Raw genomic sequence first — 16,328 nt, 5'->3', positions numbered from 1 at the left:
CCGCTCATGGGGATCACCCTCGGCGAGAACCAGTACGGCAAGGCGGAGAACCGCGTCGTACGGATCTACCGCGACTCACCCCGGCACGAGATCAAGGACATCAACGTCGGGACCGCGCTGCGCGGCGACTTCGCCGCGGCCCACACCTCCGGCGACCAGGGCAACGTGCTGCCGACCGACACCCAGAAGCAGACGGCGTACGCGTACGCCAAGGAGAAGGGGATCGCGACCATCGAGCAGTACGGTCTCGATCTCGCGTACCACTTCGTCGACGGCTACGAGCCCGTGCACGGCGCCCGCATCGAGATCGAGGAATACGCCTGGGAGCGTGCCGTTGTCGACGGCGCCGAGCACGACCACACGTGGGTGCGCAAGGGCCAGGAGGTCCGCACCGCCGACATCTCGGTCGAGGGTGTCGGCGACGATCAGCGGACATGGGTCGTCTGCGGTCTCAAGGAGTTCACCATCCTCAAGTCGACCGGCTCGGAGTTCCACGGCTTCCCGGTCGACGAGTACACGATCCTGCAGCCGACCACCGACCGCGTCATGGCGACCTCACTGGTGGCCAAGTGGCGCTTCACCACCACCGACATCGACTGGGATGCCGTGTACACCGGCGTCAAGGCCATCATCGTCAAAGAGTTCGCGACACTGCAGTCACTCGCTCTGCAGCAGACCCTATACGCGATCGGCTCGGCCGTGCTCGAGGCCTACGGCGAGATCGCCGAGATCCGCCTGTCCGCCCCGAACAAGCACCACTTCGTCTACGACCTGTCACCGTTCGGTCTGGACAATCCCAACGAGGTGTTCAACGCCGACGACCGGCCGTACGGGCTGATCCAGGCGAGCGTGATCCGCGACGACGCCCCGGACGCCGGGCCGGCGTGGACCATGCAGCGCGGCTGGATGGGCTGAGACCAACCCCACCCACCGATCGTCGCCGTGTCCTATGATCACTGCGCAACGCATGTCCCGTGTGCGTGAGTGACGCACGGCGACAACGATTATCGGGGGTGGTACGAATGGCCGACTTACGTGGTGACCTGACCCAACTGCTGCGCATCGCGGTTGTGACGATGACAGCCGCGACGCTGGGGACGGTCGGGGGCGGGGTCGCCCAAGCCGCCCCCGGAGCCGCCATCCCTGCCGCCGGTGTGAGCGAGGCGTTCTACCAGCCCCCGAACCCGCTGCCCGCGGGGTCGCCGGGCGATCTGATCCGCACCGAGAACTTCCCCGTCGCGATCACCGTGCCCACCGTCTGGGGCAAGGTCCCCGCCCGGGGCACCCGGCTGCTCTACCGCAGCACCGACGCGAACGGGCAGCCCGTGGCGGTCTCCGGCTACTACCTCGAACCCACGCGCGCGTGGCCCGGTCCCGGACCGCGGCCGATCATCGACTACGCAGGCGGACTGCACGGACAGGGCGATTCCTGCGCCGCGTCGAAGATGCTGCAGTCGGGTGTCGAGTTCCTCGGGCCGGGCGGCCCGCGTGCGGAGATCGAACGGCTCGCCACCTACAACATGCTCGCCAAGGGATACGGCGTCGTGTCGTCGGACTACATCGGCGGCGGCACGCCCGGCACCCACACCTTCGCCGTGCGGGTCGACCAGGCCAACGCCGTCCTCGACGCCGGCCGGGCGGTGCTCAAGCTCCCCCAGGTCGCGTCGGGCACCAAGATCGGCATCGCCGGGTACTCGCAGGGCGGCGCCGCTGCGGCGGCGGCGGCCGAACTGGCCACGAGCTATGCACCCGACCTGCCGCTGGTCGGCATCTACGCCGGCGGCGCCCCGACCGACCTGCGCGCGCTGCTCGACCACCTCGACGGCGGCCGGCTCGGCGGCATCATCGGCTACGCGCTCAACGGCGTGCTGGCGCGCTACCCCGACGTCGACACCAAGGTCGAGCCGTTGCTCAACGCGAACGGCAAGGCGACGCTGAAACAGATCTCGACCGAGTGCATCGCGGCCACCGCGATCCGGTTCCCGAAGAGCTCTGAGTGGACCGTGTCCGGGAAGACGATCGGCCAGATCATCGACGCGACCCCCGACTTCCAACGCGTCATCGACGATCAGGACGTGGGGAACGGCAAGCCCACCGTCCCGACCTTCCTGTCCGGCAACCCTGACGACCCGACGGTCCCGATCGCCGTGAGCCGCGAACTGCACCGTCAGTGGTGCGCGCAGAACCCGGCCTCGCTCAAGTACGAGGAGATCCCGTTCCCGGTGCGCTTCATCGGCGGCTCCCCGGTCGGACACGTCGCCGGCGGCGTCAGTGGCCTGACACGCGCACTCGACTGGCTGAAGGACCGCTTCGCGGGAACACCCGCTCCCACCGGTTGCTACGGCTGAGTCGACTGACGAGACGGGGACGGGGCGGGCGTCACCCGACGCCCCCGGACCCAGACCTCGGTGATCGCCGGCTCGCGTAGTCCCATCAACAGCGCGAACAGCGTCTGCGCCGTGGCGGTCTCGGAATCGTCGGCCCGGGTGCCGTGCTCGAGGTTGCGGGCCAACGGTTCCCAGCGCTGCGGATCGACGACGATGAAGTCGGCGTCCTTGCCGGCGTCGAGGTTGCCGAAGGTGTCCTCACGGTCCAGCGCCCGGGCACCGGCCAGCGTCGCGGCGAACAGCAACTCGGCCGGATGCAGCGACACCCCCGCGTCCCCGGCCTCGGACATGTGCACCTTGAAACAATCCGCGGCCACCTGCGGGATCAGCCATTGGTCGCCCCCGCCGATGTCGGAACCCAGGGCCACCGTGACACCGGCCGCGGTGGTCCGCCGCCACGGCATGGTCCCCGATCCGAGGAACAGCTGCGACGTCGGGCAGTGCGCTATCGACGTCTGCGTCTCGGCCATTCGGGAGAGTTCGGCGTCGGTGCAGTGGACCGCGTGCGCGAGGACGCTGCGCCGACCGAGCAGTGACGATCCGCCGACCCGCGAACCGGGCAGGAACCGACCGTCGTAGGTGTCGAGGTAGCTGTGGACGTCGTAGGCGGCCAGGGTCGCGGCGATCTCGCCGGTGCCGGAGCGGTTGTTCTCGTTCAGGTGGGTGTGGAAGTACACCCCGCGGTCGCGGACGTCGTCGTAGAGCTCACCGAGCGCGACGAACGTGTCCGGCGTGACCGACAGCGAGAACCGCGGCACCAGGGCCACATCGAGAAGGTCCCGGCCGTGCCACCGGTCGATCTCGTCGACGCAGCGCGCCATGGCGGTGTCGATGTCGGTGATCAGCGGGGCCGCCGACGGCTGGCCGGTGGTCTGGATGCCGCGACCGGACACCATCCGCAGCCCGACGCGTTCGGTCTCGGTGAACAGTGCGTCCTGTGCGGACGGGAAGGCCGAACCGAAGACCATGGCCGCGGTGGTGCCGACCGCCACGCGCCGGCGGCAGAAGTCGACCGCGGCCCGCTGCGCGAAGGCCTCGTCGGCGTAGCGCGCCTCGGACGGGAAGATGCAGTTGTCGAGCCATTCGAGCAGCTGGCCGCCGCCGTAGGAGTCGGTGGCGTAGGTCTGCGGGTAGTGCATGTGGGTGTCGACGAAGCCCGGCAGGATGAATCCGCCGCGGTGGTCGGCGACCGGCCACCCCGCGCAGTCGACGGGCAGCTCGGCGTGCGGTCCGGAGAACGCGATGGTCCCGTCGGCGGCCACCGCCAGCGCGCCGTCCGGGATCGAGATCAGATGTGTGCGTGCGTCGTCGAGCACCGGCGCACCGCCGATGTGGAACAGGTGCGCCCGGTGCACCACGGGAGATCCGGAACCCATTGGGCCCATCCTGCCCGTGCGACCGGTGATCCGCTCGACGTCATGCGTCCGTAACCGATCGAACGTAGCGTGGACGTCCATGGACGGGCAGGCGGTGACGCTGATCGAGCACGCACACGTCGTGACCGTCGACCCAGACGATCGCGAACTCGTCGACGCCACCGTGGTGATCGCCGACGGACGGATCGCTGCGGTCGGTGAGGTGGATCCGGCCGCCCACCCCGGCGCCGAACGCGTCGACGGCACCGGCTGCGTGCTGACGCCGGGCCTGGTCAACACCCATCACCATCTGTACCAATGGATCACCCGCGGACTGGCCGCCGATCACACCCTGTTCGACTGGTTGACCACGCTCTACCCGGTGTGGGCGGGTATCGACGCCGACGGGGTGCGCGCCGCCGCGTCCGGCGGGCTGTCGGTGCTGGCGCGCTCCGGTGCGACCACCACCACCGACCACCACTACGTCTTCCCCACCGACGGCGGCGATCTCCTCGGCGCCGAGATCGACGCAGCCCGATCCATCGGTCTCCGCTTCCACCCCACGCGCGGGTCGATGGACCTGGGCCGCCGCGACGGTGGCCTGCCGCCGGACTCGGTGGTCGAGACCATCGACGACATCCTGGCCGCGAGCGGCGACGCGATCGACCGGTGGCACGACCCGAGCCCGGACTCCATGCTGCGCATCGGTCTCGCGCCGTGTTCGCCGTTCTCGGTCACCGCGGATCTGTTGCGGCAGTCGGCGGCGCTGGCGCGCGAGCGGAACGTCCGGTTGCACACCCACCTCGCCGAGACCGACGACGAGTCCGCCTTCTGCGCCGAGCGGTTCGGCTGCACGCCACTGGAGTACATGAGCGATCTCGGGTGGCTGGGCGACGACGTCTGGTTCGCGCACGGCGTCCATTTCACCGACGACGCCGTCGCCGTGCTCGCCCGCTCCGGAACCGGTGTGGCGCACTGCCCCACGTCCAACGCCCGACTCGGTGCCGGCATCGCGCGCACCCGTGACCTCGTCGCCGCGGGCGTCCCGGTCGGTCTCGGCGTCGACGGCGCGGCCTCCAACGAGTCGTGTCGGATGCTCGAGGAGGCGCACATGGCGGTGATGATGGCGCGAGCGGTCGGCGGACCCACCGCGCTGACCACCCGGCAGTCGCTGCGCCTGGCCACGATGGGCGGCGCGCGTGTTCTCGGTCGCCACGACGATCTCGGTTCCGTCGAACCCGGGAAGCTCGCCGACCTGGTCCTGTGGGATCTGACGACGATGGCGCACAGCGGGATCGCCGATCCGGTCGCGGCCCTGGTTCTCGGCTCCCAACCCCCGATCCGGCGGTCCTGGGTCGGCGGGCAGACCGTCGTCGTCGACGACCAGGTGGTCTCGGTCGACGCCGAGAAGATCGCGCGCGACGTCGAGACCGAACACCGACGCCTTCTCGGGCGCGCAGGCTAGGTCGCGACATGGATCTACACGGGGTGACATCGGTCCTGCGGCCACGGGCGCGGGACGAGTTGGCCGGCCTGGACGGCCACGACGGGCTGCTCGCCGGCGGGACGTCGTTGATGAGCGACCCGAATCCCTCGCTGCGACGGCTGGTCGATCTCACCGCACTCGACTGGCCCGATCTCGTCATCGACGACGACGGCCTCGAGATCGGCGCGACCTGCACCATCGAGCGTCTGATCACCGCCGCGTACCCGGCGCACTGGCGGGCGGCACCGCTGTTCGAGCAGAGCGCGCACACCCTGTTGGCGTCCTACAAGATCTGGCACACGGCCACCGTGGGCGGCAACATCTGCCTGGGTCTACCTGCGGGCGCGATGATCTCGATGTGTTCCGCGCTCGACGCGGAACTGCTGGTGTGGCATGCCGACGGCAGCGACAGCGTGCACAGCACCGCCGAGATCGTCACCGGCAACGCGCAGACCTCCCTGGCGACGGGTGACGTGCTGCGCTCGATCCGGTTCCCGGCGGCGGCACTCGTCCAGCGAACCGCCCTGCGCAAGGCCTCCTATGCCCACCTCGGGCGGTCCGGGGCGGTCGTCATCGCACGACGCACCCCGACCGGCGTCGTGGTGTCGGTGACCGCGGCGACCCGCCGTCCGTACGTGCTCGAGGTCGCCTCCACCGACCCCGCCGTCATCGCGCGACAAGTGCTCGCGGCGATCCCGGCCGACGGTTTCCACACCGATGCGCACGGCACCGCGCCCTGGCGGGTGTCGGTGACGGAGTACCTCGTCGGCGACGCCGTCGCCGAGGTGACGTCGTGAAGGTCAACGGGACGACGGTCGACGACGAGCCGCGGCCGGGGCAGTGTCTGCGCACGTACCTGCGTGAGCACGGCAACGTCGAGGTCAAGAAGGGCTGCGACTCCGGCGATTGCGGCGCGTGTTCGGTGCTCGTCGACGGCCACGTGCAGCATTCGTGTCTGGTGCCCGCGTTCCGGGCGACCGACGCCGAGATCACCACGGTCGCCGGTCTCGGTACCCCGGATCATCTGCACCCGATGCAGGAACGGTTCATCGCGTCCGCCGGCTTCCAGTGCGGGTTCTGCACCGCGGGGATGGTGCTGACCGCCTCGACCTTCGACGCCGATCGTGTCGCCGACCTCGACCGGTCCATCAAGGGAAACCTGTGTCGCTGCACGGGATACCGCGGTATCCGGGAGGCGATCTGCGGCACGGGGACGGCCGACGACTCGGCGCGCGCACCGGCCGGCGCTCGCGTGGTCACCGGGACCGAGCGCTACACGATGGACGAGATCCCGACCGACGCCGGTCATGTCGCGATCCTCGGGAGCCCGCACGCGCACGCGGAGATCTTCTCGATCGACACCACGCGCGCAGAGACGGCACCGGGTGTGCGCGCCGTGCTCACCCATCGCGACGACCCGGGTATCGCGTTCTCCACCGCGCGGCACCACTCGCGCACCGACGATCCCGACGACAGCCGCATCTTCGACCGACGGGTCCGCTACACCGGACAGCGCGTGGCCGCGGTGATCGCCGACAGCCTCACCGAGGCGCACCGGGCCATGGCGCTCATCGACGTGGAGTACGCAGTCCTCGACGCCGTCTTCGACCCCATCGAGGCCTTGGCACCGGAAGCGCCACTCGTCCATGGCGACAAGGGCGCCGAGGCCCGCATCGCCGACCCGGCCCGCAACCTCGTGGCCGAGGTGCACGGCGAGGTCGGGGACGTCGCCGCCGGTGTGGCCGCGGCGGAGGCCGACGGCGCCGTGATCCGCGGATCGTTCCAGACCGCACGCGTGCAGCATGCGCACCTCGAGACCCACGGTGCCGTCGCCTGGCGCGACGAGGACGGACGGTACGTCGTCCGGTCCAGCACGCAGGTGCCGTTCCTCGTCCGCGACGAGCTCAGCCACATCTTCGGCATCGACCGCGACCGGGTGCGGGTCGTCGCCCCGCGGATCGGCGGCGCGTTCGGCGCAAAGCAGGAACTGATCACCGAGGACGTGGTGCTGCTCGGCGTTCTGCGGACCGGTCGCCCGGTGGTCTGGGAGCTGAGCCGCACCGACCAGTTCACGATCGCGCCGTGCCGCCACCCGATGCGGTTGGACGTGACCGTCGCCGCCGGTGTCGACGGGGTCCTGACCGCGCTCGCGGTGGATGTCGTGTCCGACGCGGGCGCCTACGGCAATCACAGCCCCGGCGTGATGTTCCACGGCTGCAACGAATCCGTGGCGCTGTACCGCTGCGCGAACAAGCGGGTGGACGCGCGAACGGCGTACACCAACAACCTCCCGTCCGGAGCCTTCCGCGGATACGGGCTGGGGCAGATCATCTTCGGTATCGAGAGCGCACTCGACGACCTCGCCCGCGCGTTGGACATCGACCCGTTCGACCTCCGCCGGCGCAACGTCGTCGTCCCCGGTGACGATTTCGTCGCGTGGGAGGTCGAGGAGGGCGATCTCGATTTCGGCAGTTACGGGCTCGACCAGTGTCTGACGCTGGCGCAGGACGCCTTGCGGTCGGGCGCCACGGTTCCCGAGCGCAACGGCACCCGCGTCGACGGTGCCGATCTGACCGTTGATCCGCAGTGGCGTGTCGGCGAGGGCATGGCGGCGTCGATGATCGCCACCATCCCACCGCGCGGTCACATCGCCGACGTCCGGGTGGAGCTACTCAGCGGCGGAACGTATCTGGTCTCCGTCGGCACCGCGGAGTTCGGCAACGGCACGACGACGGTGCACGCACAGCTCGCGGCCGACGCCCTGCACACCCGGCCCACCGCCGTCGCGATCCGTGGCGGCGACACCGACGCCGTCGGCCACGACACGGGTGCGTTCGGATCGGCGGGGACCGTCGTCGCCGGGTCGGCTGTCCAGGCCGCGTGCCGGGAGCTCGCCACGCGGATCATCGCGGCCGGCGCTGCGGAACTCGGCGCGGATACCGCCGCCTGCCGCCTCGACGGGGTCGGTGTCCACCACGGCTCGGCGACCGTGGATCTCGCGACGGTCGCCGGCGCCGGGGGCATCGTGGTCGACGGTCACCACGACGGGACGCCGCGGTCGGTGGCGTTCAACGTCCAGGCGTTCCGGGTCGCCGTGCACCTGCCGACGGGTCGGGTGCGGATCCTGCAGTCGATCCAAGCCGCGGACGCCGGCGTGGTTCTCAACCCCCAGCAGTGTCGGGGACAGGTCGAGGGCGGCGTGGTGCAGGCCATCGGGTCGGCGCTCTACGAGGAGATGATCCTGCGCGAGGGGGTCGTCACCACCGACATCTTCCGGAATTACCACATCCCGAGGCTGTCGGATGCGCCCGACACCGAGGTCCTGTTCGCCGACACCTACGACCGGATGGGGCCGTCCGGCGCGAAGTCGATGAGCGAGTCGCCGTACAACCCGGTGGCCCCGGCGTTGGCCAACGCCATCCGGGACGCGTTGGGCGCCAGGGTGTTTCAGCTGCCGATGAACCCGGCCCGGGTGTGGGAGGCCCTGCAGTCCCCGAACCCCTGACACCCCGCCAGTTGGGCACCAAACTCCGCCAGTTGGGCACGTAACCACCGCAGTTGGGCACCTAACTCCGCCAGTTGGGCACGTAACCACCGCAGTTGGGCACGTAACCACCGCAGTTGGGCAGGACCCGTGTGTCAGACCTTGCGGGGCAGGGTCAGCAGGTTCACGACGCTGACGACGATCAGCAGGATCGCGCCGAAGGTGATGAACGTGCCGATGGCGAGGCCGGGCAGGGTGATCACGACGATGCCGGCGATGATCGAGATCGCGCCCGAGAGCACCATCACCCACCGCGGCACGTTGTGTGTGCCGGTGCGATCCGACATCAGGTCGTGGACCCCCTGGAAGATCCATCCGACACCGATCACGATGGCGAGCAGCACCAGTGACTCGGCCGGGTCGAAGAGGCAGAGCACTCCGGCGATGAGGATGATCGCACCGACGACGCCGAACACGACGCGCAGGCCGGTCGGCAAGCCCTTGGCGGAGAACGCGATCGACAGCCGGTAGGCCCCGGTCAGGATGAGTGAGATGCCGAACAGCACGGCGACCACGAGCAGGGTGGGGCCGGGCCACACCAGAGCGATGATGCCGAGCACGATGCCCAGCACCGAGGTGGAGATGAGGCCGGCGCGGACCGCGTTGCGGATCTGGTCGGGAAAGTGCGGGGTGGTGGTGGGCGTGGTCATGGCACCAGCCTATCGCCGACGGGACCGGATCCCACCCGTCGTCAGGTGCCCAACTGGCGAAGTTACGTGCCCAACTGGCGGAGTTACGTGCCCAACTGGCGGAGTTACGTGCCCAACTGGCGGAGTTACGTGCCCAACTGCGGGGTCAGGCGTCGGTGCGGTCGCCGACGGCCACGACGGCGATCAGGTCACCGCCCTCGACCTGCGTCACTCCGCTGATGGCGACGCGGGTGACCGTGCCCGCACGGGGTGCGGTGATCGCGGCCTCCATCTTCATGGCCTCGATGGTCGCGATCGTGGCACCGGCCTCGACGCTGTCGCCGTCACCGACCACGAGGGTCACCACACCGGAGAACGGCGCACCGACGTGCGACGGATCGGTGCGGTCGGCCTTCTCCAGCGTCGGGACGTCGGCGGTGATCGACCGGTCGCGCACCGACACCGGACGCAGCTGACCGTTGAGGATACACATCACCGTGCGCATACCGGCCTCGTCGGGTTCGGAGATGGCCTCGAGTCCGATGAGCAGTTCGACGCCGCGTTCGAGTGACACCCGGTGTTCGTCGCCCTGGCGCAGGCCGTAGAAGAACTGGTTGGCCGACAGCGACGAGGTGTCGCCGTACTGCTCGCGGTGGGCGAGGAACTCCGACGTGGGGCCGGGGAACAGCAGCCGGTTCAACGTCGCGCGGCGGGCCGAGGAGTCGGCGCCGAGCAACTGGGTGTCGTGTTCGGAGAGCTCGACGACCGGGCGGGCGGTACCCCGGCCCTCCAGGGCCTTGGTGCGGAACGGTTCCGGCCACCCACCGGCCGGCGTGCCGAGCTCGCCGCGCAGGAACCCGATCACCGAGTCCGGGATGTCGAAACGACCCGGGTCGGCGGCGAACTCCTCCACCGACACCCCGGCGCCGACGAGGTGCAGGGCGAGGTCGCCGACGACCTTCGACGACGGCGTCACCTTGATGACCCGGCCGAGGAGACGGTCGGCGTCGGCGTAGGCGGACTCGATGTCCTCGAAACGGTCGCCCAGGCCCAGCGCGATGGCCTGCTGACGCAGGTTCGACAGCTGCCCGCCGGGGATCTCGTGGGTGTAGACGCGGCCGGTCGGTGACGGGAGTCCGGACTCGAACGGCGCGTACACCTTCCGCAGCGCCTCCCAGTACGGCTCGAGGTCGCAGACGTTGCGCAGGTCGAGCCCGGTGTCGCGGTCGGTGTGTGCAGCCGCGGCGACGATCGCCGACAGCGCCGGCTGTGAGGTGGTGCCCGCCATCGCAGCACTGGCACCGTCGACCGCGTCGGCACCCGCCTGCCACGCCGCCAGGTAGGTCGCGAGCTGACCGCCGGGGGTGTCGTGGGTGTGCACGTGGACCGGCAGGTCGAACCGGGACCGCAACGCCGACACCAGCGTCGTGGCCGCGGGCGCACGCAGCAGGCCGGCCATGTCCTTGATCGCCAGGATGTGCGCACCGGCGGTGACCGCCTGCTCAGCGAGGCGCAGGTAGTAGTCGAGGGTGTAGAGCTTCTCGCCCGGATTCGACAGGTCACCGGTGTAGCTCATCGCGACCTCGGCGACCGCCGTCCCGGTGTCGCGTACCGCGTCGATGGCGGGTCGCATCTGGTCGATGTTGTTGAGCGCGTCGAATATCCGGAAGATGTCGACGCCGGTCGACGCCGCCTCCGACACGAACGCCGCCGCGACGTCGTCGGGGTAGGGGGTGTAGCCGACGGTGTTGCGGCCACGCAGCAGCATCTGCAGACAGATGTTGGGCACGGCCTCACGCAACGCGGCGAGCCGCTCCCACGGATCCTCGTGCAGGAAGCGCAGCGCCACATCGTAGGTCGCGCCACCCCACGCCTCGATCGACAGTAGTTCCGGGGTCAGGTGGGCGACGTGTCCGGCGACCCCGAGCAGACCCGAGGTCCGTACCCGCGTCGCGAGCAGCGATTGGTGCGCGTCCCGGAAGGTGGTGTCGGTGACCGCGAGCGCCGACTGCTCACGCAGCGAGCGCGCGAACCCCTCGGGGCCGAGCTCCGTCAGCCGCTGCTTGCTGCCCGCAGGCGGGGCCACGGTCAGGTCGATCTCGGGCAGCTTGTCGCGCGGGTACACCGCCGACGGACGTTCCCCGTGCGGCTTGTTGACGGTGACGTCGGCGAGGTAGGTCAGGATCTTCGTGCCGCGGTCGCCGGAGGCGTGCGCGGTCAGCAGCTGCGGACGGTCCTCGATGAACGAGGTCGTCACCTTCCCCGCCCGGAAGTCGGCGTCGTCGAGCACTCCCTGCAGGAACGGGATGTTGGTGGACACACCACGAATACGGAACTCCGCCAACGCCCGTTGCGCCCGGGCCACCGCCATCTCGAAGGTGCGTCCGCGGCAGGTGAGCTTGACCAACATCGAGTCGAAGTAGGCCGAGACCTCCGCGCCCAGGGTGGTCCCGCCGTCGAGTCGGATGCCCGCGCCGCCGGGGGTGCGATACGCCGTGATGCGGCCGGTGTCGGGACGGAACCCGTTGGCGGGGTCCTCGGTGGTGATGCGGCACTGCATCGCCGCACCACGGATCACCATGTCCTCCTGGCGAAGTCCGAGATCCTGGAGCGACTCCCCCGCCGCGATCCGCAGCTGGGACTGCACCAGGTCGACGTCGGTGATCTCCTCGGTCACCGTGTGCTCGACCTGGATGCGCGGGTTCATCTCGATGAACACGTGCCGGCCCTCGCGGTCGACGAGGAACTCCACGGTTCCCGCACACGAGTAGTTGATCTCCTTCGCGAACGCGACTGCGTCGGAACACAACCGGTCGCGCAGCTCATCGGAGATGTTCGGTGCGGGAGCGAGCTCGACCACCTTCTGGTGACGCCGCTGCACCGAGCAGTCACGCTCGAACAGGTGCATCACGTTGCCCTGGGTGTCGGCGAGGATCTGGACCTCGATGTGCCGGGGCTCGATGACCGCCTGCTCGAGGAACACCGTCGCGTCGCCGAACGCCGACTCCGCCTCGCGCGCGGCCGCCTCGATGGCCTCCCGCAGACCGGCCGGATCGGCGACCCGGCGCATACCGCGACCACCACCACCGGCGACCGCCTTGACGAACACCGGGAACGTCATCGACTCCGAGGCGGTCAGCAACGCATCGACATCGGTCGACGGCTCCGACGACGCCAACACCGGAAGGCCCGCCGCCTTCGCCGCCGCGATCGCCCGCGCCTTGTTGCCGGTCAGTTCCAGGATCTCCGACGACGGTCCGACGAAGGTGATGCCGGCCTCGGCGCAGGCCGCGGCCAACTCCGGGTTCTCCGACAGGAACCCGTATCCCGGGTAGATCGCGTCGGCGCCCGTACGGCGAGCGGCGTCGACGATCTCCTCCACCGACAGGTACGTCCGGACCGGATGGCCCTCGTCACCGATCTGGTAGGACTCGTCGGCCTTGGTGCGATGCACCGAGTTCCGGTCCTCGAACGGGTACACCGCCACGGTGGCGACCCCGAGCTCGTACGCCGCTCGGAATGCACGGATGGCGATCTCGCCACGGTTGGCCACCAACACCTTGGAGAACATGAAAACAGAGCCTAGTCCGGCGCCCCGAGGTTCATCTCGTCCGGATGAAGCCCCACCCGCTCACCGTCGTCGAGGCGGGCGATCTCCATCAGATCCTCGTCGTCGAGGGCGAAGTCGAACACGTCGATGTTCTGCGAGATGCGTTCGGCGTGCACCGACTTCGGGATCACGACGAGATCGTTCTGCAGGTGCCACCGGATGATGACCTGCGCGATGGACTTCTCGTACTTCTCGGCGATGGCCGCGAGGATCGGATCGTCGAGCAGGGTGTTCGGCTTGGACGCCTTGCCCCAGCCGGAGTTGCTGGTGCCGCCCAACGGGCTCCACGATTCGATGACGATGTCGTGCTGCGCGGCGAACGAGCGGAGGGCCTGCTGCGGCAGGTGCGGGTGCAGCTCGATCTGGTCGACCGCCGGGACGACCTCGCCGTCGCCGCGGATCACCTCGAGGTGGTGTGGCTCGAAGTTGCACACCCCGATCGTGCGGGCTTTGCCCGACTCGGCGATCTTCTCCATCGCCGACCACGTCTGCTTCATCCGCTCGCTGTCCTGCAGCGGCCAGTGCACGAGGTAGAGGTCGACGTACTCGACACCCAGTTTGCCCAGGCTCGTGTCGATCGCCGCCAGCGTCGAGTCGTGGCCCTGGTCGGCGTTCCACAGCTTGGTGGTCAGGAAGATCTCCTCGCGCGGCACCGACGAACTCGCCAAGCCGCGCCCGACGCCCTCCTCGTTGCCGTAGGCGGCCGCGGTGTCGATGTGGCGGTAGCCGGCCTCGTCGATCGCGTGGGCCACCGCCTTCTCGGTCTCGTCGTTCTCCGCCTGCCACACGCCGAGTCCCAGCTGGGGGATGGAGTGTCCGGAGTTGAGGGTCGTGGTCGGTACCGGAGGAGTCATGATTCAGAGGCTATCGACATCAGCGCGTCCGCGAGCCGGGTCCGCCGACCTGCCACCGATAGCGCACCTGCGGACGCCCCGCGCGTCCGTACTCGGTGCTGCGCGCCACGACACCGTCGTCGGCGAGACGCTCGAGGTAGCGCCACGCGGTCACCCGCGAGACCCCCGCCTGCACCGCGGCCTCACTCGCGGTGAGTCCGTCGTCGCTGTCGCGCACACACCGCGCGACGTTCTCGGTGGTCTGCCCCGACGCACCCGCCGGCGCGCTGGCCCGGTCGTCGGACCCCCGCAGCACCGACATCGCGCGGTCGACCTCCTGCTGACCGGCGGCGTCGGTCCCCGCGGGCAGCGCGTCGCGGTAGCCGCGGTAGCGCTCGAGTTTGTCGCGGAACGCGGCGAAGGTGAACGGCTTGAGCAGGTACAGCAGCACACCGTGGGCGACCGCGGCACGCACCACCGACAGGTCGCGCTCGGAGGTGATGGCGATGATGTCGGGTTCGGGGCGTTGCCCCGACAACGCCGACGCCAGTTCGATGCCGCTCGCGTCGGGCAGACCGATGTCGAGCAGCACGACGTCGATCGGGTTGTCGTCGGCCACGCACGCGGCCACCGTGCGCAGCGCCGCGCGGGCGGTCCCGGCGACACCGGCGACGACGAAGCCGGGGATCCGCTCCACGTACGCCTCGTGGGCCGCGGCGATGAGCGGTTCGTCCTCCACGATCAGCACCCGGATGTCGGGGCGGCGATCCGATGCCGTCACGCGCGCGTCCCGACCACGCCCGGTCGCGGCACGGTCACCAGCACCACCGAGCCGTAGGTGATCTCCGCGGTGATGGTCCCGTCGTGGCGGTCGACGACCTGCGACACCAACGCCAGACCGAGCCCGCGCCCACCCGACATCGCGACGTCGGCGACGGGTTTCGTGGAGTACCCGCGGCGGCGGGCCCGCGCGAACTCATCGGGATCCATCCCGGGTCCGCTGTCGGCCACCCGGATGGTCAACCCGGCGTCGTCCTGGCTCACGGTCACCTCCACCCACGGTTCCGATCGGTCGCATGCATCCAGTGCATTGTCGATGAGATTGCCCGTCACCGTGATCAACTCGGCGCTGCTCAGGATCGCGTCGTCGTCGGCACCGAGCTGGGTGTCCTCGGTGACCGTCAGCTCGACGCCGCGCTCGTTGGCCTGCGCGCTCTTGCCCAGCAGCAACGCGACCAGGGCCGGCTCGCCCACCGCAGCGGTCAACCGGTCGACGAGGTGCTGCGACAGTTCGAGTTCGGTGGTCGCGAAGGCCACCGCGTCCTGTGGCCGCCCCATCTCGACCAGTCCGACCACGGTGTGCAGCCGGTTGGCCGACTCGTGGGCCTGCGACCGCAGCGACTCGGCGAACACCCGCATCGAGTCGAGTTCGCCCAGCGCACCCTGCAGTTCGGTCCGATCACGCAACGTCACCACCGCGCTGCGTGACCCGCGCGGGCCGTCGATGGCGGTGCGGTTGACCACGAGGACCCGGTCGCCGGTCACGTGCACCTCGTCCCGGATGTCGTGCGGGTCCGCCCCGTCGGTCCCGCCCCGCAGGAACTCGGGCAGGGCCGAGCGGTCGACCGGGCCGTCGCCCAGGGTGAGCAACCGGCGTGCCTCGTCGTTGACCACCACCGCGACCCCGTCGTCGACGACGATGAGCCCCTCGGAGATCGCGTGCAGGACGGCGTCGTGGTGTTCGTACATGACGCGCAGCTCGGACGGGGCCAGCCCGTGCGTCTGCCGCAGCAACCGCCGACGGACCAGCAGCGTCCCGCCCATCAACAACGCCAGCGCGATGACCGTCACGATGACGATGATCGGGATCTGTCCGCGCCACCGGTCGGCCAGCGTCGCGACGGTGATGCCCGCCGAGACCAGACCGATGATCCGGCCGGAGCCGTCGCGCACCGGCGACACCGCACGGATCGACGGTCCCAGGGTGCCGGTGTAGGTCTCGGTGAACGTGCGCCCGGCGAGGGCGGGCGCGATGGTCCCGACGAACGGTTGCCCGATCAGCGCCGGGTTCGCGTGGGTGAACCGCGTGCGGTCCGGCGCCATGATCGTGATGAAGGCGAGGTCGGCGTCCGATCGCACCCGCTCGGCGACCGGTTGCAGCCGGGCGGGTGCGGTCCCGGATTCGATCGCCTCGGCGGTCGACGGCGAGTCGGCCAGCGCCACCGCGATCGCCACCACACGGTCCCGCGCGGCTCGATCACCGTCACGGCGGGCGTCGTAGGCGGCCAACGACGCCGCCACCGCGATGATCACCACGATCGCCACCGCCTGGATCGCGAACGCCTGACCTGCGAGGGTGCGCGGCAACCACCGGGCCATCGAGACCTCCTCCGCGCGGGACGACGAGAAAACCGTGAACGTAATGAACGCAACCGTGACGCCAATCACAGTGTCAGGTCATGATCTCAACCAGACACATCGGGC

11 protein-coding genes are annotated in these 16,328 nt (G+C 69.9%); 5 read left to right on the top strand and 6 right to left on the bottom strand.

Going from position 1 to position 16,328, the window contains the following annotated elements:
* Positions 1 to 6: 6 nt before the first annotated feature.
* Positions 7 to 915 (top strand): factor-independent urate hydroxylase, encoded by a 909-nt coding sequence (gene pucL / locus LX13_RS11590; protein ID WP_253661460.1) that lies wholly within the window; start codon positions 7 to 9, stop codon positions 913 to 915.
* Positions 916 to 1,022: 107 nt separating this feature from the next.
* Complete coding sequence (locus LX13_RS11585; protein WP_253661459.1) at positions 1,023 to 2,348, top strand: lipase family protein; 1,326 nt, start codon at positions 1,023 to 1,025, stop codon at positions 2,346 to 2,348.
* Here the strand turns inward: LX13_RS11585 and LX13_RS11580 are convergent.
* Entirely contained in the window at positions 2,339 to 3,742 is a 1,404-nt protein-coding gene (locus tag LX13_RS11580) for a guanine deaminase (protein ID WP_253661827.1), read from the bottom strand. The two genes, LX13_RS11585 and LX13_RS11580, sit on opposite strands and share 10 nt — an antisense overlap.
* A 100-nt stretch (positions 3,743 to 3,842) precedes the next feature.
* On the opposite strand from LX13_RS11580, the gene LX13_RS11575 reads away from it, so the two are divergent.
* Genes LX13_RS11575 through LX13_RS11565 form a run of 3 tightly spaced genes read left to right on the top strand, consistent with a single transcriptional unit; the run spans position 3,843 to position 8,733 of the window.
* Positions 3,843 to 5,207, top strand: a complete 1,365-nt coding sequence (locus LX13_RS11575; RefSeq protein ID WP_372499878.1) for an 8-oxoguanine deaminase — start codon at positions 3,843 to 3,845, stop codon at positions 5,205 to 5,207.
* An 8-nt stretch (positions 5,208 to 5,215) separates the two neighbouring features.
* Positions 5,216 to 6,025: an FAD binding domain-containing protein gene (locus LX13_RS11570; protein ID WP_253661458.1), complete on the top strand. Its 810-nt coding sequence runs from the start codon at positions 5,216 to 5,218 to the stop codon at positions 6,023 to 6,025.
* On the top strand, positions 6,022 to 8,733 hold the full coding sequence (locus LX13_RS11565) for a molybdopterin-dependent oxidoreductase (RefSeq protein WP_253661457.1): 2,712 nt from the start codon (positions 6,022 to 6,024) through the stop codon (positions 8,731 to 8,733). Before LX13_RS11570 ends, LX13_RS11565 begins: the two co-directional genes overlap by 4 nt.
* A 134-nt stretch (positions 8,734 to 8,867) precedes the next feature.
* Here LX13_RS11565 and LX13_RS11560 read toward each other — a convergent pair whose 3' ends face one another.
* From LX13_RS11560 to LX13_RS11540, 5 genes are all read right to left on the bottom strand, one after another.
* Positions 8,868 to 9,422 carry an HdeD family acid-resistance protein gene (locus tag LX13_RS11560; protein ID WP_253661456.1) on the bottom strand — a complete coding sequence of 185 codons (555 nt, stop codon included), beginning with the start codon at positions 9,420 to 9,422 and terminating at the stop codon, positions 8,868 to 8,870.
* Between the two features lie 145 nt (positions 9,423 to 9,567).
* Positions 9,568 to 12,972, bottom strand: a complete 3,405-nt coding sequence (locus LX13_RS11555; protein WP_253661455.1) for a pyruvate carboxylase — start codon at positions 12,970 to 12,972, stop codon at positions 9,568 to 9,570.
* 11 nt (positions 12,973 to 12,983) lie between these two features.
* A complete protein-coding gene (locus tag LX13_RS11550; protein ID WP_253661454.1) occupies positions 12,984 to 13,865 on the bottom strand; it encodes an aldo/keto reductase in 882 nt (293 codons plus the stop codon).
* 19 nt (positions 13,866 to 13,884) lie between these two features.
* Positions 13,885 to 14,625, bottom strand: a complete 741-nt coding sequence (locus tag LX13_RS11545; RefSeq protein ID WP_253661453.1) for a response regulator — start codon at positions 14,623 to 14,625, stop codon at positions 13,885 to 13,887.
* Positions 14,622 to 16,223: a sensor histidine kinase gene (locus tag LX13_RS11540; RefSeq protein WP_253661452.1), complete on the bottom strand. Its 1,602-nt coding sequence runs from the start codon at positions 16,221 to 16,223 to the stop codon at positions 14,622 to 14,624. Before LX13_RS11540 ends, LX13_RS11545 begins: the two co-directional genes overlap by 4 nt.
* Positions 16,224 to 16,328: the final 105 nt, after the last annotated feature.

Origin of the sequence: Williamsia maris (assembly GCF_024171815.1) — a bacterium.
In the GTDB taxonomy this organism is placed as follows: Bacteria; Actinomycetota; Actinomycetes; order Mycobacteriales; family Mycobacteriaceae; genus Williamsia_A; species Williamsia_A maris.
The sequence above is the reverse complement of the archived record's forward strand: the minus strand, read 5'-3'. Positions and strand labels throughout refer to the sequence as shown.

Coding starts and splice junctions, on each gene's coding strand:
- LX13_RS11540 (WP_253661452.1), bottom strand. CDS start 16,223: ATGGCCCGGTGGTTGCCGCGCACCCTCGCAGGTCAGGCGTTCGCGATC.
- LX13_RS11560 (WP_253661456.1), bottom strand. CDS start 9,422: ATGACCACGCCCACCACCACCCCGCACTTTCCCGACCAGATCCGCAAC.
- LX13_RS11555 (WP_253661455.1), bottom strand. CDS start 12,972: ATGTTCTCCAAGGTGTTGGTGGCCAACCGTGGCGAGATCGCCATCCGT.
- LX13_RS11585 (WP_253661459.1), top strand. CDS start 1,023: ATGGCCGACTTACGTGGTGACCTGACCCAACTGCTGCGCATCGCGGTT.
- LX13_RS11570 (WP_253661458.1), top strand. CDS start 5,216: ATGGATCTACACGGGGTGACATCGGTCCTGCGGCCACGGGCGCGGGAC.
- pucL (WP_253661460.1), top strand. CDS start 7: ATGGGGATCACCCTCGGCGAGAACCAGTACGGCAAGGCGGAGAACCGC.
- LX13_RS11550 (WP_253661454.1), bottom strand. CDS start 13,865: ATGACTCCTCCGGTACCGACCACGACCCTCAACTCCGGACACTCCATC.
- LX13_RS11575 (WP_372499878.1), top strand. CDS start 3,843: ATGGACGGGCAGGCGGTGACGCTGATCGAGCACGCACACGTCGTGACC.